At 73.5% G+C, this 16,734-nt stretch carries 23 protein-coding genes; 11 read left to right on the forward strand and 12 right to left on the reverse strand.

Going from position 1 to position 16,734, the window contains the following annotated elements; all coding sequences use genetic code 11:
* Nucleotides 1-60: 60 nt before the first annotated feature.
* The 4 genes from BKA22_RS09120 to BKA22_RS09135 form a co-directional block, all read right to left on the reverse strand.
* The gene (locus BKA22_RS09120) at nt 61-711 is read right to left on the reverse strand and encodes a LytR C-terminal domain-containing protein (RefSeq protein ID WP_146953186.1); all 651 of its coding nucleotides are present in this window, start codon (nt 709-711) and stop codon (nt 61-63) included.
* Nucleotides 708-1,004, reverse strand: coding sequence for a type II toxin-antitoxin system VapB family antitoxin (locus BKA22_RS09125; RefSeq protein WP_146953185.1), 297 nt, complete (start codon nt 1,002-1,004; stop codon nt 708-710). Before BKA22_RS09125 ends, BKA22_RS09120 begins: the two co-directional genes overlap by 4 nt.
* Before the next feature lie 161 nt (nt 1,005-1,165).
* On the reverse strand, nt 1,166-1,369 hold the full coding sequence (locus tag BKA22_RS09130) for a cold-shock protein (protein ID WP_146953184.1): 204 nt from the start codon (nt 1,367-1,369) through the stop codon (nt 1,166-1,168).
* A gap of 217 nt (nt 1,370-1,586) precedes the next feature.
* Nucleotides 1,587-2,255 carry an SRPBCC family protein gene (locus BKA22_RS09135; RefSeq protein ID WP_179561717.1) on the reverse strand — a complete coding sequence of 223 codons (669 nt, stop codon included), beginning with the start codon at nt 2,253-2,255 and terminating at the stop codon, nt 1,587-1,589.
* 114 nt (nt 2,256-2,369) lie between these two features.
* Between BKA22_RS09135 and nrdI the strand changes: the two genes are divergently transcribed.
* Nucleotides 2,370-2,810 carry a class Ib ribonucleoside-diphosphate reductase assembly flavoprotein NrdI gene (gene nrdI, locus BKA22_RS09140; RefSeq protein ID WP_146953183.1) on the forward strand — a complete coding sequence of 147 codons (441 nt, stop codon included), beginning with the start codon at nt 2,370-2,372 and terminating at the stop codon, nt 2,808-2,810.
* On the opposite strand, the gene BKA22_RS09145 is transcribed toward nrdI, so the two are convergent.
* Nucleotides 2,749-3,942: a hypothetical protein gene (locus BKA22_RS09145; RefSeq protein ID WP_146953182.1), complete on the reverse strand. Its 1,194-nt coding sequence runs from the start codon at nt 3,940-3,942 to the stop codon at nt 2,749-2,751. The two genes, nrdI and BKA22_RS09145, sit on opposite strands and share 62 nt — an antisense overlap.
* A gap of 111 nt (nt 3,943-4,053) precedes the next feature.
* Here BKA22_RS09145 and BKA22_RS09150 point away from each other — a divergent pair, with 111 nt between their 5' ends.
* Nucleotides 4,054-5,553: a CoA-acylating methylmalonate-semialdehyde dehydrogenase gene (locus BKA22_RS09150; protein WP_146953181.1), complete on the forward strand. Its 1,500-nt coding sequence runs from the start codon at nt 4,054-4,056 to the stop codon at nt 5,551-5,553.
* A 5-nt stretch (nt 5,554-5,558) separates the two neighbouring features.
* Here BKA22_RS09150 and BKA22_RS09155 read toward each other — a convergent pair whose 3' ends face one another.
* Nucleotides 5,559-6,665, reverse strand: a complete 1,107-nt coding sequence (locus BKA22_RS09155; RefSeq protein WP_146953180.1) for a GGDEF domain-containing protein — start codon at nt 6,663-6,665, stop codon at nt 5,559-5,561.
* 164 nt (nt 6,666-6,829) lie between these two features.
* Between BKA22_RS09155 and BKA22_RS09160 the strand changes: the two genes are divergently transcribed.
* Nucleotides 6,830-7,054 (forward strand): PLDc N-terminal domain-containing protein, encoded by a 225-nt coding sequence (locus BKA22_RS09160; RefSeq protein ID WP_146953179.1) that lies wholly within the window; start codon nt 6,830-6,832, stop codon nt 7,052-7,054.
* Here BKA22_RS09160 and tehA read toward each other — a convergent pair.
* Complete coding sequence (gene tehA / locus BKA22_RS09165) at nt 7,026-8,036, reverse strand: dicarboxylate transporter/tellurite-resistance protein TehA (RefSeq protein ID WP_146953178.1); 1,011 nt, start codon at nt 8,034-8,036, stop codon at nt 7,026-7,028. The genes BKA22_RS09160 and tehA overlap by 29 nt on opposite strands.
* 179 nt (nt 8,037-8,215) lie before the next feature.
* On the opposite strand from tehA, the gene BKA22_RS09170 reads away from it, so the two are divergent.
* The 6 genes from BKA22_RS09170 (at nt 8,216) to BKA22_RS09195 (ending at nt 12,271) form a co-directional block, all read left to right on the forward strand.
* On the forward strand, nt 8,216-8,596 hold the full coding sequence (locus tag BKA22_RS09170; RefSeq protein WP_146953177.1) for a LapA family protein: 381 nt from the start codon (nt 8,216-8,218) through the stop codon (nt 8,594-8,596).
* A gap of 40 nt (nt 8,597-8,636) precedes the next feature.
* On the forward strand, nt 8,637-9,737 hold the full coding sequence (locus BKA22_RS09175) for a fatty acid desaturase family protein (RefSeq protein WP_146953176.1): 1,101 nt from the start codon (nt 8,637-8,639) through the stop codon (nt 9,735-9,737).
* 60 nt (nt 9,738-9,797) lie between these two features.
* A complete protein-coding gene (locus BKA22_RS09180) occupies nt 9,798-10,346 on the forward strand; it encodes an RNA polymerase sigma factor (RefSeq protein ID WP_179561718.1) in 549 nt (182 codons plus the stop codon).
* The gene (locus BKA22_RS09185) at nt 10,343-11,200 is read left to right on the forward strand and encodes a hypothetical protein (RefSeq protein ID WP_146953174.1); all 858 of its coding nucleotides are present in this window, start codon (nt 10,343-10,345) and stop codon (nt 11,198-11,200) included. The genes BKA22_RS09180 and BKA22_RS09185 overlap by 4 nt, the downstream gene beginning before the upstream one ends.
* 167 nt (nt 11,201-11,367) lie before the next feature.
* Complete coding sequence (locus BKA22_RS09190; protein ID WP_146953173.1) at nt 11,368-11,562, forward strand: hypothetical protein; 195 nt, start codon at nt 11,368-11,370, stop codon at nt 11,560-11,562.
* A 160-nt stretch (nt 11,563-11,722) separates the two neighbouring features.
* A complete protein-coding gene (locus BKA22_RS09195) occupies nt 11,723-12,271 on the forward strand; it encodes a methyltransferase family protein (protein ID WP_146953172.1) in 549 nt (182 codons plus the stop codon).
* 18 nt (nt 12,272-12,289) lie between these two features.
* On the opposite strand, the gene BKA22_RS09200 is transcribed toward BKA22_RS09195, so the two are convergent.
* The 5 genes from BKA22_RS09200 to BKA22_RS09220 all read right to left on the reverse strand — a co-directional run bounded on the left by BKA22_RS09200 (nt 12,290) and on the right by BKA22_RS09220 (nt 15,256).
* Complete coding sequence (locus BKA22_RS09200; protein WP_146953171.1) at nt 12,290-12,583, reverse strand: hypothetical protein; 294 nt, start codon at nt 12,581-12,583, stop codon at nt 12,290-12,292.
* Nucleotides 12,580-13,068 carry an SRPBCC family protein gene (locus tag BKA22_RS09205; protein ID WP_146953170.1) on the reverse strand — a complete coding sequence of 163 codons (489 nt, stop codon included), beginning with the start codon at nt 13,066-13,068 and terminating at the stop codon, nt 12,580-12,582. Before BKA22_RS09205 ends, BKA22_RS09200 begins: the two co-directional genes overlap by 4 nt.
* On the reverse strand, nt 13,065-13,460 hold the full coding sequence (locus tag BKA22_RS09210; RefSeq protein ID WP_146953169.1) for an ArsR/SmtB family transcription factor: 396 nt from the start codon (nt 13,458-13,460) through the stop codon (nt 13,065-13,067). The genes BKA22_RS09205 and BKA22_RS09210 overlap by 4 nt, the downstream gene beginning before the upstream one ends.
* Before the next feature lie 64 nt (nt 13,461-13,524).
* On the reverse strand, nt 13,525-14,658 hold the full coding sequence (locus BKA22_RS09215; RefSeq protein WP_146953168.1) for a class I SAM-dependent methyltransferase: 1,134 nt from the start codon (nt 14,656-14,658) through the stop codon (nt 13,525-13,527).
* 178 nt (nt 14,659-14,836) lie between these two features.
* Entirely contained in the window at nt 14,837-15,256 is a 420-nt protein-coding gene (locus BKA22_RS09220; protein ID WP_179561719.1) for an MmcQ/YjbR family DNA-binding protein, read from the reverse strand.
* 96 nt (nt 15,257-15,352) lie between these two features.
* On the opposite strand from BKA22_RS09220, the gene BKA22_RS09225 reads away from it, so the two are divergent.
* Both BKA22_RS09225 and BKA22_RS09230 read left to right on the forward strand, forming a co-directional pair.
* On the forward strand, nt 15,353-16,063 hold the full coding sequence (locus BKA22_RS09225) for a SigE family RNA polymerase sigma factor (RefSeq protein ID WP_223203598.1): 711 nt from the start codon (nt 15,353-15,355) through the stop codon (nt 16,061-16,063).
* Entirely contained in the window at nt 16,056-16,733 is a 678-nt protein-coding gene (locus BKA22_RS09230; RefSeq protein ID WP_146953167.1) for a hypothetical protein, read from the forward strand. The genes BKA22_RS09225 and BKA22_RS09230 overlap by 8 nt, the downstream gene beginning before the upstream one ends.
* The last annotated feature ends 1 nt before the right edge of the window (nt 16,734 follow it).

Below are 16,734 nucleotides of genomic sequence, written 5' to 3' on the forward strand. Positions count from 1 at the left end.
TCCGGACGAGCCGGGGTGAGCAGGTGGGGTCCGCGGTCCTCCGCGGGCCCCACCGTCGTCTCAGCCCTCGGCGGGGGCGGTGGTCTCGGCCGCAGGGGGCGTCGCGGACGCCGTCGCCGCGGCGGCGAGCAGCTCCTCGACGGGCACGCAGCCCTCGGGACCGGTGAGTGCGGCAGCGGGGTCGAGCACCACGTCGGCGACAGGCACGAGGTCGTCGTAGATCTTGCCGACGGTGACGTCCACCGTGGCGTCCGCCCGGTCGACGAACGTCAGGGTGGGGTCGGTGAACTGCGCGGCGAGCGTGTACGCCGCGGCGATGCCCTGCACCCCGAAGCTCAGCCGGACGGTGCCGGCGAACGAGGTGCCGTTCCCGGTCGAGGCGATGACGAAGCCGCGGGTCGCGAGGTTCTCCGCCGTGAGGCCAGCGACGCCGGTGGCGCCGGAGCCGTTGAGCACGTTCACGGTGACCTGGTCGTACGCGACGGGCAGCGCGCCCGCGGGGGGGCACACGACACGGTCGACCGCTGACGTCGTCGGTGCCGGGGAGCTGAACCCACGGTCGAACGCGGACAGGTTGACCGTGTCGGTGTACACGGCGGCCGCGCCGACGCCGACGACGGCCAGCCCGGCCAGCAGCACGCCGAAGACGGCCGCCTGCCGTTCGTGCATGTGGCGTCGGCGCAGCTGGCGCCCGCGGTCGGCGTCGCTCACTCGATCACCAGAACTCTCGCGTGCAGGATGGCGCGCTGCTGCAGCGCGGCGCGGACGGCGCGGTGCAGACCGTCCTCCAGGTACATGACGCCCTTGAACTGCACGACGTGCGCGAAGAGGTCGCCGTAGAAGGTCGAGTCCTCGGCCAGCAGCGCGTCGAGGTCCAACGTGCGCTTGGTCGTGACGAGCTCGTCGAGCCGCACCTGGCGCGGCGGGACCTCGGCCCACTGCTTCACCGTGACGAGCCCGTGGTCCGGGTAGGGCCTGCCCTCGCCCACCGCCTTGAAGATCACGGGCCGAGTCTAGGTGCACGGCAGGGGAGCTCGCCCCGGTGGCACGCGGTGTGGATGTGGACGAGCTGTGCACGTCCGGGGACGACGAAAGCCCCGGTCCACGAGGGACCGGGGCTTCCGTTCAGACTCGTACGTCAGGCCAGTTCAGGCCGGGCGACAGGTCAGAGAGGCGTGATGTTCGACGCCTGCGGGCCCTTCGGGCCCTGCGTGACGTCGAACTGCACACGCTGGTTCTCCTCGAGCGAGCGGTAGCCGCTCGTCGCGATGGCCGAGTAGTGGGCGAAGACGTCAGGCCCGCCGTCCTCGGGGGCGATGAAGCCGAAGCCCTTCTCGGCGTTGAACCACTTCACGATGCCAGTAGGCATGGGTACTCCTTCTACGGAAAACGGGACGACCCCGATGTGGCCGGGACCGGTGAATCACGGTGGTCGTCGTCCGTTCCGGAGGAACGTGGGTGCTCGGTCTGGCCGAGCGTGACAAGCGAAACACAATGACTACGCGAGCCAGCGTACGCGACTCGGCCGCGCAGGGCCATGGCAAACCGGACGACACGCCCGGAAAAGCGGCTCACCTGGGGTTCCTTCACCCGTCCGACGGCACCGGTGCCCGTCCTGCGGACACCGAACGCTCCGCGCGGTCACGGATCCCGCGCAGCATCCGCTGGCTCATCACGAAGCTGACCATCGACACCGGCTCCACGACGAGGCCCGTCCAGCCTGCCCGGTACGCGTACCGCTCGCGCACGACGAGGCGCGTCGTGCGGTCCGGCGCCGGCTGCAGCACGAAGGCCCAGGTGAAGTCGTACGGCGCCCCCGGGCCCCCGTCGTCGGGTGTGCGCAGCACGAGCGCGCGATCCCGGTCGGCGACCACGACGTCGAGCGGGACCTGCGGGGCGAGGAGCACTGCGTCGCCGACCTGCAGGTCCTGCCACGCGGGCTCGATGCGCTCGGCGCTCCGGATGCCGAGCCCGAGCAGGTTCTCCGCCGCGTCGTAGGAGTAGAAGCCACCGCGGTCCTGACCCATCTGCACGAGCCACGGCCACACGTCCTCCGGCGCGGCGAGGATCGTCACGGCACGCGTCGACCGGTGGTCGGCCGTCGGCAGGAGGTCGTCACCGGGCAGCACGGCATCGAGCTCGGTCTCGGTGGCACCCCACTGCAGCGACCACGTGCGCAGCAGCGGCAACGAGGCGAGGACGGCGGCGCCGGTCAGCAGGGCGCGGGTGCGGGTGGACCGTCGGCGCGTCGTCATGCCACCAGCGGAACAGGCGCGCGGGTCGGGTCGACAGTGACCAATGTCCCGACGGCCGTCCTGCGGGGACGAACGTCCGTGGCCTCCGGGCGCCGGCAGGCATGGGATGAGCGGGTGCGACGGACGCCGATCTACTACTACTCGAGCGCGAGCGGGCTGGTCCGCACCTTCGCCGAGCGGCTGGACCGGCCGGTCTACAACCTGGCCGAGCGGGAGCACCGGCTGAGCGAGGCCGACGGCCCGTGGGTGCTGCTCACCCCGTCGTACAAGACGGGCAACGAGAGCAACGACACGATCCCCGAGGGAGTCCGGCGCTTCCTGCGCTCGGCCGTGAACCGGCGTCGGCTCGTGGGCGTCATGGGGTCGGGCAACCGCAACTTCGGGCGGTTCTACCAGATGGCCGCACGCGAGGTCGCACGCCGGTCGGGGCGGCCGGTGCTCTTCGAGTTCGAGCTCTCCGGCACGCCGTGGGACGTGCAGGAGGCCCTGCGGATCATGGAACGGCTGGACCGGGCGCTGACTGCGGCACCGGGGATGGCGCTGCTGCCGGAGTGAGGGCGGGCAGCTCGCAGGCCTCGCGCCGCGCGGTGTACCGGTCGTACAGGGTGACGACGAGCGCGACCAGGTAGGCGAACAGCAGGACGTCGCCGACGTGCACGGTGCCCCGCCGACCGGTTGCGAACGCGGCGAACACGAGCATGGCCACGACGCTGATCGCGGTGTTCGCCCCGACCTGCACGCCGAGGGGCAGCCGACCGACCCGGGCGCCGTGCCCCCGCGCACGCCACACGGAGAGCCCCGCGTGCGCGACCACGGTCGCGGCCACCACGAGCGCCACGACCGACAGCGGCCCGTCGACGTTCGGGTACGACTCGAACATGATCATCGTGACGAGCGCCGCGAGCGCGATCTTCTCGAGCAGGTGACCCAGGCCGCGCGGGGCGACCGCCACCGGGCCGTGCGGCACGAAGCCGGTGAGCGCCGACACGCGGTCGGCGTCGACCGCGAACGGCCAGTCCTGCGGGGGCAGACGCCGGGACAGCCGACGCCAGCCGAACCACAGGGCCACCACGAGCGCGAGCAGCAGGACGACCACCCACGGCCGGTTCGCGAAGCCGTCGGCCCACGAGTCCGTCGGGTCGACGCCGAGGACCGCGCGCTTGAACTCGTCGGTGAAGTCCAGCTGGGCGACGTGGATCCACCACTCCTGCGGCAGCTTGATGACGACCCAGATCAGCGCGGCGATCCACACCAGGGCCTTGCGGGACAGGCGCCCGGCGTCCCACCGGGTACGGACGACCTCGATCGCGATGACGACGTACTCGAACGTGTTCGGGAAGACCATGAGCAGCCATCGCTCGCCGGTCAGCTCGAAGGCCAGCACGCCGACCAGGCGGTAGTACCAGAGGCCCGCCGCGAGCCACAGCGAGAACGGTGCGCGCCAGTTCCGGATGACCGCCAGGTACGCGATCGTCAGGTAGTAGATGTCGAGCGCCTTGTCGTACGACTGGTAGTTGTCGAGCGGCAGGTCCGTGAACGTGGCGAACACGGTCTGGTCGACGCCGTCGATCACGAGCGCGGCGATGAGCGCAGGCAGCGGGAACCGCGGGATGAACAGCGGCACCACCAGGCGCAGCCCGAGGACCAGCACGAACACGGCCAGGTCGAGATTCGAGGCGTCCGCCATGGCGGGCACTCTAGGGCCGGCGGGCGCGCACCGCGTGCGGAACGGGCGGGGCCACGCCACCATCTGTCCAGCACGTCGACGGCGACGGGCACGCGCGGGAGGCGGAGGCCGGTGGAGCGCATCACGCACTGGGTCGGCGGGGCCCCGGAGGACGACGGGACGGCACGGACGATCCCGGTGGTCGACCCGGCGACGGGCAGGCAGAGCGCCGAGCTCACGCTGGGCGACGCCGACGTGGTCGACAGGGCGGTGCGTGCGGCGACGGTCGCGCAGCGCGCGTGGGGGCGGGCCTCGCTCGTCACGCGCACGGCGGTGATGTTCCGGCTGCGCCAGCTGCTGCTCGACGAGATCGACGTGCTGGCCCGGATCATCTCCGCCGAGCACGGCAAGACGGTCGAGGACGCTGTCGGGGAGATCCGCCGGGGCTGCGAGACGGTCGACTACGTGTGCGGCATCAGCGCGGCCACGAAGGGCGAGTTCTCCGCCGACGTCTCGACCGGTGTCGACGTGCACGCGTTCCGGCAGCCGCTCGGGGTGGTCGCGGGGATCACGCCGTTCAACTTCCCGGCGATGGTGCCGCTGTGGATGCACCCGGTGGCGATCGCGACGGGCAACGCGTTCGTCCTCAAGCCGTCCGAGCGGGACCCCTCGGCGTCGATGTTCGTCGCGGACCTGTACCGACGGGCCGGGCTGCCCGACGGGGTGTTCTCGGTCGTGCACGGCGACAAGGCGGTCGTCGACGCGATCCTCGACCACCCGGGGATCGCGGCGGTCTCCTTCGTCGGGTCGACGCCGGTCGCCCGGTACGTGCAGCAGCGCGGCGTCGCGGCGGGCAAGCGCGTGCAGGCGCTCGGCGGGGCGAACAACCACGCCGTGGTGCTGCCCGACGCGGACATCGCGTTCGCGGCCGCGCAGATCGCGTCGGGGGCCTTCGGGTCGGCGGGTGAGCGGTGCATGGCCGTCCCGGTGGCGATCGCCGTGGGGGAGGCGGCCGACCCGTTCGTCGACGAGCTGCGGCGACTGGCCGCGGCGGTCGTCGTCGGGCCCGGCGACCGGCCGGGTGTCGAGATGGGACCGCTCATCACCGCGACGTCGCGGGACCGTGTGGTCGAGCTGGTCACCCAGGCCGTGGACGCGGGTGCGCACGCCGTGGTCGACGGTCGCGGCCTGGTCGTCGCGGGGTACGAGGGCGGGCACTTCGTCGGACCGACGGTGCTCGACCACGTCACGACGGACATGCGGGCGTACCGCGAGGAGGTGTTCGGACCCGTGCTCACCGTGCTGCGCGTCGACACGTTCGAGGACGCCCTGGCCCTGGTGAACTCCTCGCCGTTCGGCAACGGGTCGGCGGTCTTCACCTCGTCGGGCGAGCTCGCGCGCCGCTACGTGCACGAGGTGCAGGCCGGGATGGTCGGGGTCAACGTGCCGATCCCGGTGCCCGTCGCCTTCTACTCGTTCGGCGGGTGGAAGGAGTCGCTGTTCGGCGACCACCATGCGCACGGGCCCGAGGGCGTGCGGTTCTGGACGCGGCAGAAGGTCGTGACGACCCGGTGGCCGCACCAGGACCGGCCGGTCGCCGCGAGCATGGCCTTCCCGAACGTCGTCGCCTGACGGGCTCAGCCCGTCGAACCCGTCCGGGACTGGTCGCGCCCCGACTCCTTGGCCAGGTACAGCGCGCGGTCGGCCTCGGTCAGCGCCGCCAGGCCGTCGCCCGTGCCGTCGTACGCCGCGATCCCCGCCGAGAACGTCACCGCGGGGTCCCGGGCCAGCCACGCCATGCGCAGGGTGTCGACCGCGTCGACGGCGTCCGCGACCGACGTGTGCGCGAGCACGAGGGCGAACTCCTCGCCGCCGTACCGGGCCGCGTAGTCGTCCGGCAGCAGCACCCGGCGGACCGTGGAGCCGAACAGGGCGATCATCTCGTCGCCCGCCGCGTGCCCGAACGCGTCGTTGAGGTCCTTGAACCGGTCGAAGTCGCAGATCACCACGCAGTCACCCGCCGCGAGCCCCGACAGCCGCTGCTCCAGGCCGCGGCGGTTGCCCAGCCCGGTCAGCGGGTCGGTGACGCTCAGCTCGGCCAGCCGGGCGCGGGAGATGCGCTGGTGAGCGCGCAGGGTCGACAGGGCCACCCCGGTGACGACCCAGGCCACGCCGTGCACGAGCAGCCGGTAGTCCTCGGTGATCGACAGGTCCCTGAAGCCGCTGCTCTCCGCCCACCAGGCCAGCGGCAGCAGCGCAAGGGACGCCCAGCGCTGGTGGAACAGCCCGGTGTACACGAACGTCAGCGGGATCAGACCCGACCAGAGACCGGCGTCGTGGTCGATGGCCGCCGAGGCCGCGCCGAGCACGACGAGCGCCCCGGCCGGGTACAGCATCGTGCTCCACCGGTCCCAGAGCCGCCGGGACAGCATCGCGGTCAGGACGGCCAGGACGGCGAGCAGGGCCGCCACCAGGAGCGGCGCCGTCCCCGGGTTCGGCGCAGGCAGGTCCGGCGGGCGGTGCCGCGCGATCTTCATGCTCGCCACGACGGCGAGCACGACGAAGCCGACCAGCAGCCGCCCGATGCCGATCGCGGGTCCCCGGGCGTACACCCACCGGGGCGCGCGGCGCAGCAGGGGTGCCACGAGCGGGTCGTCCGCCCAGGCGTCGACCAGCGCCGGCGCGACCGCACCGGGCGGACGAGCGCCGGGGTCGGCGGCGGCGTGGCCGTGGGGTGGGGTCACCCACCGCCGATCGGCGGGACACGTCGTCGTCTGAGCCGTCCGGTGTCACCCGTTCGGCCGCAGGGTGACGACGGGCGTGTTCTGCCTGGACCGGGCGCGTTTTTCACCCGCGGCGTAGCGTCGACCACGGCGGCCGGACGGCCGCGAGAGGCGAGGAGGGCACGATGGGGCACCACCGGGAGTGGAAGGACCTGAGCGCGGGTCGCAAGGTCGGGATCGTGGTCGTCTCGGCCGCGCAGGTCGCGCTCGCCGGAGCAGCCTTCCGGGACCTGGCGCGACGTCCCGCGGAGCAGGTCGACGGGCCCAAGCTCGCCTGGGGGCTCGCGCTGCTCGTCAACTGGATCGGCCCGATCGCCTACTTCACGAAGGGCCGTCTGCCGCAGGCGTGAGCGCCGGGGGCGTCGGAGGCGTCGGAGGCACGCTGGCCGGGGGCACGAGCCGGCCGCGGACGAGCAGCACCAGGGTCTGCGCGACCAAGGCGAGCAGCAGCACGTTCGCCAGGACGAGCACGACCACCGCCAGCACCCGCATCCCGAGCGTGCCGGTCGCGTGGTCGAGGCGCAGCGCGGTGTTCGCCATGGCCGCCAGACCGAACGAGAACGCCCACAGGCCGGGGCTGAAGCCACCCTGGAGGAACCACGGCACGAGCCGGGCGAGCAGCAGCAGCTGCAGCAGGCCGTAGCCGAACAGCGCGAGCGCGAACGGGTCGAACCGGCCGCCGTCGACCGACAGGTAGGCGTAGCAGGCGACGAACGGCGGCGCGAGCTGCACGCCGATCACCGTCCGGGCCTTCGGGGGCATCGGCGGGCCGGTGCGCAGCCGGTGGGTCACCAGCGGCTCGAGGGTCAGCCAGGAGATCAGCCCGGCGCCCAGGAACATGTAGCCGAGCTCCGTGTGCCCGGCGGGGCCGAGCGCGATCGCGCAGATGAAGTTCGCCGCGACGGTCGGCAGGTAGAAGCCGGGCGTCGTCGCGTCCAGCGGCTGCGTGCCGCGCCACAGCGGGGCGCAGCGCACGACGGAGAACGTCAGCTGCCCGACGATCCCGGCAGCGAGCAGCACCCCGGACACCACGGGCATGTACGGGCGCACGCCGGCCGAGACGAGCACGGCGCCGGCGGGCAGCAGGCTGATGAAGGCGAACTGCCCGGGGTCGCGCCACTCGGCGAGGACGCGCTCGCGTGCGGTGAGGAACCGGTAGCCGTAGATCAGGGCCAGGACGAGCCACACCCCGCAGCCTGCGAGGACGCCGACCTCGCCGACCCAGTGCGGGGCCAGGCCGATCGTGCCGGCGTACCGCCAGGCGGTGCCGAGGCCGAAGATCCCGAGCACCATGCCGAAGAAGCCGACGGGCACCCGCTGCAGCGTCCTCATCCGTCCCCGCCACCCTCGTTCCCGCTGTCGTCGCCCTCGGCGCTGCCGGGACGACGGTAGTGCGGGACGGCACGTCCCGACCGGGACCCGTCGGGGTGTGCCGGAGTATTCTCGGAGCAGCCCGGGCTCCACGACCTCACGGACGAGGGGGTGGCCCGGATCCAGCACCGGAGGGCGCGATGCCCGTCCAACCCCCACCGCCCCCGCGCCGCACGGCCGGCATGGCTCCCGCCGTGGCGATGCCCCTCATGTCGTCCGCGTCGCTTCGCACGGGTGAACGGCTCGAACGGAGGGGTTCCGGCGGGGCCTGGTTCGGCGTCCTCGTGGCGACGCTGCTGGTCGTGGCGCTGGCCGTCCTGATCCTGCAGAACCCGACGCCCGTCGACGTCACGTTCCTGTCGTGGACCGCCACCGTGCCGCTCTCGCTCCTTTTCCTCGGTGTGGCCGTGGGAGTGGGTATCGTCGCTCTCGTCATCGGGTCCCTCCGGACCGCGCAGCTGCGCCGCCGTCTGGCGGAGGAGCGCACGATCACGATGCCCGGGCGCCTCCCGCGCCGGTGAACCACGCCCCTTGCGGGGCCGGCGAGGAAGCGGAGCGACGATGACCGGGACCGATGCGGTACGACCGGGGGTCCTGGCGCCGCCGCGCACGGGCGACCGCCGCGAGCAGTACGTTAGCGACTTCACCGCCCTCACCCAGCGCGTCCAGCAGGCCGGGTTCATGCGCCGCGCCTACGGGTACTACTGGACGAAGCTCATCGGGCTGACCGCGGCCGGTCTCGGGCTCGCCGTCGTGTTCGTGCTCGTCGGCGACACGTGGTGGCAGCTGGTCACCGCGACCGCGCTCGCCCTGCTCATGACGCAGATCGCGTTCCTCGGGCACGACGCCGCGCACCGGCAGATCTTCGTCTCCGGCGGGTGGAACGAGTGGGTCTCGCTCGTGGTCGTCAACCTGTACGCCGGGATGGGCCTGGGCTGGTGGCAGCACAAGCACACCAAGCACCACGCGGCACCCAACACCGTCGGGACCGACCCCGACATCGACCCCGGGATCGTCGCGTTCACGTCCGAGGCCGTCGAGGCCCGACGGACGCCGCTGACGCGCTGGCTGACCGAGCGGCAGGGCTGGTTCTTCTACCCGCTGCTGCTGCTCGAAGGCCTCAACCTGCACGTGCAGGGCATGCGGCGCGTGCTCGGCCGTCGGCCCGTCAAGCGGCGCTGGGTCGAGCTGTCGTTCATCACCGCTCGGCTGAGCAGCTACGTCGTGCTCGTCTTCCTCGTGCTGCCGCCCGGCAAGGCGGCCGCGTTCATCGGCGTGCAGCTGGCCGTGTTCGGCCTGACCATGGGGCTCGCGTTCGCACCGAACCACATCGGCATGCCCGTGGTGCCCCGCGGCGTCAAGGTCGACTTCCTGCGCCGTCAGGTGCTCATGAGCCGCAACATCTCCGGCGGGCGCGGGGTCGACACGCTCATGGGCGGCCTCAACTTCCAGATCGAGCACCACCTGTTCCCGTCGATGGCGCGCCCGCACCTGCGCCGGGTGGCCCCGCTCGTCCGGGCGCACTGCGACGAGATCGGTGTGGGGTACACCTCCACGACGCTCGCGCAGGCCTACAAGGCCGTGACCAGCCACATCAACCAGGTCGGCCGTGGGGCGACCGACGTGTGGGCCTGCCCGCTGGCCACGCAGCTGCGCGTCTGACCCGGGTTTCGCCCGGTCCCCTCCCTTCTGCGGCGGTGGCGGGTCGGGCATCCTTTCGGCGTGCTCGACGACTTCGACCCGGTGCTCGAACGAGCGCGCGCCGGGTCGGGGGACGCGGTCGGCCTGATCTACGAGGACCTCGCCAGGCCCGTCGCCGCGTACCTGCGGGCCAAGGGCGTGCACGAGGTCGAGGACGTCACCAGCGAGGTGTTCCTCGCCGTCTTCACCGGGCTGGGCCGGTTCACGGGCGACCAGGTGCAGTTCCGGTCCTGGGTGTTCACGATCGCGCACCGACGTGTCGTCGACGGCTGGCGGCGCGGGGGGCGTGCGCCCGCCCCCGTGCCGTACGAGCCTGCGGAGGACACCCGCACGTCGCCGAGCGCGGAGGCCGGTGCCCTGGAGTCGGTCGGCACCGACCGGGCGATGGAGCTGCTGGCCACCCTCACCGACGACCAGCGTGAGGTGCTCGTGCTCCGTGTCGTCGCCGACCTGACGGTCGAGGACGTCGCGGCGGTCGTCGGCAAGCGGCCCGGCGCGGTCAAGGCGCTGCAGCGTCGGGGTCTGGCGACCCTGCGACGGCAGCTCGTCACCGAGGGCGTACCCCTGTGAGCCACGTCGACGATGACCTGGACGTGCAGGCGCGACAGGACGAGCGGCTCCTCACGGGTCGCTCCACGGACGAGGACCCGGCCCTCGTCGACCTCGTTGCCGCGCTGCGCGCCTCCGCAAGCCCTGACGCCGGTCCGGCACCGCGTCCCAGCCAGGCGCTGCAGGCCGTGCTGCGCGACGGCCTCCCACCTGTCACCCCGCTCGCCGCGGAGCGGGCCTCGGCGCCCGCCGCGAGGCTGCTCGCGATGCGTCGCCGCACGGTGCGCCGGCTCCTCGGGCTCGGGCTCGCCGCCAAGGTCCTGCTCGGGGCCGGGGTCGCGATGGCTGCGGTCGGTGGCGCGGCGACCTTGGACGTCGTGCCGGACGCGGTCCAGCGCCCGGCGTCCGCCGTGGTGTCCGACGTGCTCGACGTGCTCGGCGTGGACGAGGGCGGCACGGACGTGCCGGTGCCGTCCTCGTCGCCCTCGCCGTCGGCGGTGCCGTCCGTGACGCCGGAGCCCGGCGCGTCCCCGACGGCCGCACCGACAGCCGCACCGACAGTCGCACCGACAGCGTCGCCGGGGCGGTCCGCGGATGCGCCCGGGCACACCGGAGAGACCGGTCCGGCGACCGACGGCGGGGTCGGGGCGAGCGGCCAGGAGACCCCCGGCGAGGCTGCGTCCTCGGGCGGGGTCGGGAAGGCGGTCCCTGCCGTGCCCGCGGTTCCGGCGACGCCCGCGACCGGTCGAGGTGCGACCACGGCACCGGGGCGGGCGGACGGGTCCGCCGCCGCGCCTGCCGCGCCTGCGGTCCCCGCCGCACCGGCCGAGCCTGCCGGCAGGCCGACGTCCGCAGGACGGCCCGCGGACGGGTAGTGCTGCGGTGCTCGCCCCCGGGCGTAGCCGTGGCCACCCTGTCGCTTTTTCACCCGTTCAGGCCAGTACCTGCAGGTACGGGTGGTGCGATGACCGTCGTGGAGGCGGCGATCGGACCGTGTCCGGCGAGGTCGTCCCCGAGGGCGACGGGTCGAGGGAGGGTCCTGATGAACGCGGCAGTCCTGACGACGGTCCTCACCGGTCTGAGCGGGCTCGGTCCGGGTCGGTCCGAGGAGTGCGCTCCGGGCGCCGCAGGGCATCACGCCGACCTCCCGGTGGCCGGCTACGCACCGGCGACCGCGCCCGCCGGTGCCGCGCCGGTGGGGCTGCGCCGGGTCTCCGACGACGGGCGTCGTGACTGACCCGAACCCCTTGAGCTGCCGCCTCGCAGGGCGGCCGACGAGCAGCCGGGCTGCCGTCGAGGGCTCGTGCTCCGGTGCCGACCGGGTCACGAGCCCTTCGTCGTCCCCGCGCCGTGGCGGCCCCGAGCGACTCGGTGCCCGTCCGGCGCATGATGGGCGGGTGACCGCTGCCCCGCGCGTGCCTGGTGCACCGGACGTGCCGCCCGATCCCTCAGGGGCCGGTGGCGACGAGGCGACCTCGGCGGAGGTGCGCACGGCACGGCTTCTCGTGGCCGCCCAGATGGTGCTGCTCGCCCTGCTCGTGCTGCTGCCGGGTGGCGAGGCCTGGCCGGTGCCGTCGTGGTTGCGCGTGCTGTGCGCGGCGGGCGTGGCGGTCGGTCTGGTGGTCATGGTGCTGGCAGGAACGGCCTTGGGGCGCGGGCTGACGGCGGTCCCGCTGCCCAACCGTCACGCGGTGCTGCGCACCGGGGGGCTGTACCGGGCCGTGCGGCACCCGATCTACACGGGCCTGCTGCTGACGACCGGCTCGTTCACGGTGGCGTCGGGCAGCGTGCCCCGGGCGCTGGCCTTCGTGGTTCTGGTGGTGCTGCTGCGCGGGAAGGCCCGCTGGGAGGAGGAGCGCCTTGCGCGGGCGTTCCCGGGGTACCGGGAGTACGCCGCGCGGACACCGAGGTTCGTGCCGGGAGGTCGACGCCGCGGCGGGCGGTGACCTCCCGGCACGCAGGGATCAGCGGGCGACCTCGGAGAGCATGGACAGCTCCGGCTCGCCGTCCTCCCACCGGTCGAACGGCAGGCCGTCCGCCCCGGCGAGAAGGGTCGGGGCTCCCGCCTGGAGCGCCTCCATCGATCCCCACAGCGAGATCGCGACGATCTTCCCGGTGGCGGGGTCCTGGAAGGCGCCGATGTGCTCCAGGCCGTCCAGGCCGTCGGCCGCGGTGTTGATCGCGGACATCGCGGCGAGCAGGTCGTCGACGTGCTCGGGTCGGGGCTGGTGCACGGCGTGCATGAGGATGCGGGTCATGGTCGTCCCTCCGGTTGGTGCTCCGTTGACTGATACGGGTGCTCGCTGGTCGTGGTCAGGGCGGCGAGGATGACCTGCCAGCCGCGGGAGTAGCCGCCGGCAGCACTCGTGGTGGTGCGCAGCTGCTCGGGCGAGAGGCGTTCCCAGCCTCGGTGCTCGAGCTCCACCCGGGTGAGCTGCGGTCCGAGCTCCTGGAACCGGACCTCCACCTCGGTGCCGCCGGCGAAGACCTCCCAGCTCAGCGCGAACCGGGTCGGTGGCTCCCAGAGGAGGACGTGGCCCCAGGTCGCGGTGGTGCCGTCGCCGCGCGTCTCGAACACCCGACCGTCGAGCTCGGGGGTGAAGGTCACGTCGACGACCTGGTCCTGGCCCAGTGAGTACGGGCGCACGGGCCACCACCGGCCGATGTGACGGACGAAGGTGTCGAAGGTGTGCGGTCGACCGGCGCGCACGAGCGTCGATCGGCGGATCGGCTCGGCGGTCATCCGGCGTGCCTGGCGGCGGCGGAACGGTCGCCCGTCCGGGCCGGCCCTACCTCGTTCGTCCCTACCTCGTTCGTCCCTACCTCGTTCATCTCAGCCTCGGCGAGCTCGCGGGCGGTGTCCAGCGACGTCGACCAGAGGTCCTCGAGGAAGAGACGCAACGGCGCCAGGCCCGAGAGGTCGGCGCGGTAGAGCCGCCGGGTGCCGTCGCGACGCTCGTGCAGGAGGCCGGCGGAGCGCAGGACGCCGAGGTGCTGCGACACCGCCGGGCGGCTGATGTCGAACTCGGCGGCGATCTCGCCGGCCGGGAGCTCGCGGTCCGCAACGAGGTGCAGGATCGCGCGTCGTCGAGGTTCGGCGACGGCGCGAAGGGCGTCGTCGAGCGGCTCGGTCATGGTGCGGCTCCTCGTTCGGACGGTAACCGAGACGAGTGTCGCATCTGACTTACGTAAGTGGCAACTAACGCTTTGTCGAGGCGGTCACCGTGAACTTGGCGTTGCGCGCCACCTGGCGCGTCGGACCCACCGCCCGCTCGAGCGCCGGCCGGTAGAGCAGGTGCGAGTTCCACACCGTCCACAGCTCACCGCCCGGTCGCAGCACGCGCCCGGCCGCCGCGAAGAGCTTGTGCGCGACCCCGGTGTGCACCGACGCCCCCACGTGGAAGGGCGGGTTGAGCACCACGAGGTCGACCGAGGAGTCGGGCAGGGTCGCCGCGGCGTCGTCGCGCAGCACCTCGACCCGGTCGGCCACCCCGTTGGCCCGGGCGGTCGCCAGCGCCGAGGCGACGGCGGCCGCGGAGTCGTCGGTCGCCACGACCTGCAGCGCAGGACGCGCCACGGCCAGTGCCGCGGCCACGACACCGGTGCCGCAGCCCAGGTCGACGGCACGGGTCGCGTCGGGAGCCATCGCGTCGAGCGAGCCGAGCAGGAACCGGGTGCCGAGGTCGAGACGGGTCCCCGCGAACGCCGATCCGTGCGCGCAGATCGTCAGGCCCAGCTCCGCGTGGTGCTCGGACGCTGGCCAGGTCGTCGTCGGGCGCTCCGCGGCCGGGCGGGGTGAGGAGGCGACCAGCACGCGCGATTTCTGCCGGGCCAACCGGGCCTCGACCGTGCCCAGGTATCGGCCCAGGACCTCGTTCATCGCGACCGACATGTGCTTGACCCGGCCGCCGGCGACCACCACCACCTGCGGGTCGGCATGCTCGGCGACCAGCGCGGCGATCTCGTCGAGCGCGTCCAAGGACCTCGGCAGCTGCAGCAGCACGACCCGGGCGCCGGTCAGGAGCGTCGCGTCCAGGTCGTGCGAGGTGAAGGTGTCCGTCAGCCCGGCGCGGTCGGCGTTGGCTGCCAGCGCTCGTTCGCCGGTCAGCGCGTCCTGGTGGGTGCGGACGGCCGTCGCGCCGTGCAGGGCCGCCGCGCCCAGGGTGAGAGCGCCGTAGCGGTCACCGATGACGACGACCGTCCCGGTGGGGGCCGCAGCGAGCGCCTCCGCCGCCTCGTCCAGGATCAGCCGGTCGGTCGCGTCGACCGCGACCAGGTTAGGTGCCTCGACGTCGGGGAAGCGGCGCAGCGCCTCGAACGAGAAGTCGGCCATCGGTGGTGCTCCCTGCGGTCGGGTCCGTCGGTCCTCGAACCGGGCGCGTCGCGCGGGGCGCGGACGACAGAGCCGGGTCCTGGGCGGCCGGGTGTCGGCGTCGCCGTGCTGACGGGCGCCCCGAGACTACCCGGCCGGTCTCGTCCGCCCCCTCGCGGGCTGTCGGCCGGGCCGGGTGTCAGCCGTCCGCGAGCGACCGCCCGGCCTGCCCCGGGCCGAGCGAGCGGAGCGTGGAGCGCAGTCGCTGCGGGAGCCCGGCGACGACGTTGTCGTAGGAGTCCTCCACGAGCTCGGCCACCAGCGCACGGTCGACGTCCGGGGCCAGCACGACGCTCACCCAGTGCTTCTTGTTCATGTGGTACCCGGGCAGCACGGCCTCGTGCTCGGCGACGAGCAGCGGCACCTCGTCGGGCTCGGCCTTGAGGTTGACGATCATGTGCTCGCTGACCCGTGGGACGTGCATGAGCAGCGCGAACACCTTGCCGTGCACCCGGAACACGTCCGTCTCCGGGCCGAACGGGTTGTCCTGCGTCGCGCCGGGCAGCGCCAGGCACGTGCTGTGGCACCAGGCGGCGGCGTCGTGATGGGCGGGGAGCACCCGCCCATCATGCTCGGCCCCGCCGACAGGGACCCGCGCGCCTCGGTGGGGCCCGGTCGGTGTCAACCTGAGGCTCGTGCCGTGCGTGGAAGGGGTGTGACAGCACTCGTGATGGACGCGTGGCCCGAGCCGGGCGCGGAGGCGTCGGCGGCCGACGTCGACGTGGTGCTCACGACCGCCGGTCGACGCGACCGTGACGCGGAGTTCACCGCGTTCGCCGCCCAGGCGCGCGAGCCGCTCGCTCGGCTGGCCTGGCTGCTGTGCGGTGACACGCACCAGGCCGCCGAGCTCGTCCAGACCGCGCTGGTGCGCACCTACGTCGCCTGGCCGCGTGCGAGGGAGGGCGATCCGTTGCGCTACGCCCGCCGGGTGCTCTCCAACGCCCGGATCGACCTGTGGCGGCGTCGTCGTCGCGAGGTCCTGCTCGCGCCGACGGACCTGCCCGAGCGCGCGGCCGTCGGGTACGGCGCGGGTGGCGGCGTCGAGGAACGCGACGCGCTCGTGCGCGCGCTCATGCTGCTCAGCCCCCGCCAGCGGCGCGTCGTGGTGCTGCGGTACATGGTCGGGCTGTCCGAGCGGGAGGTGGCCGACGACCTCGGGGTCACGGTCGGCACGGTGAAGACGCAGGCGTCTCGGGGACTACGCCGGCTGCGCTCGACCATGACCGAGCTCGGCGCGCACGGCGACCGGGTCGTCGGCACGGCGGCAGGCCAGCCGGTCCGGGCAGCAGAGGGCGGCGCGTCCGGGTCGGGGACGACCGGGCGAACCGTGACGGGTGCAGCGGAGGAGGTCGGGCGACGTGCGTGAGGTGGACGAGCAGGACGCGACGTGGGCGCGCGAGGTGTTCGCCCGTGCCACGGACGGCGCACCGGACGTGTCCGTGGACGTGCCGACGGCGCTGCGCAGGGGGCGGCGCCGTCGGGCGGTCCGGGCGGTGGGGGTGCCGGGGGCGTTCGCGATCGGGGTGCTCGGCGCTGTGCTGATGCTCCCGCACGTCGTCCCGGGACCCACGCCGGCCGCGGTGGCGCCGACCGCCACCGGCGTGTCGGCCACGCCTTCGCCGTCGCCGTCCGACGGGGCGGCCGCGCTGACGGACCTCGTCGAGGACGCGCGGCGTGAGGCCGAGCACGACCGCGCGGTCGAGGAGCTGCTCGCGCAGCGCGAGGCGGCGCGGATCGCGGCCGAGGCGGCGGCCGCCGCGAAGACCCCGGACGACTACCTCGAGCTCGGGCCGATGACCGCGGACTCGGTCGTCGAGCTGTTCGCCCTCGCGGAGGTGCCCGACGTCGACCTGGTCAGGGTGATCCCCTCGGATCGCTGGCCTGCACGGATGGACAGGTGCATGCAGGACCGTGGCGGCTGGCACTTTGCCGCGGTCGGTGAGGGCGGCTGGCGGGTCGGCCCGCAGGGCGCCGACCAGGACGCGCTCGGTGCTGCGCTCTACGCGTGCCTGGTGATGTTCCCCGAGGAACCCTGAC

The sequence above is a fragment of the Cellulomonas soli genome (assembly GCF_013409305.1).
In the GTDB taxonomy this organism is placed as follows: Bacteria; Actinomycetota; Actinomycetes; order Actinomycetales; family Cellulomonadaceae; genus Cellulomonas; species Cellulomonas soli.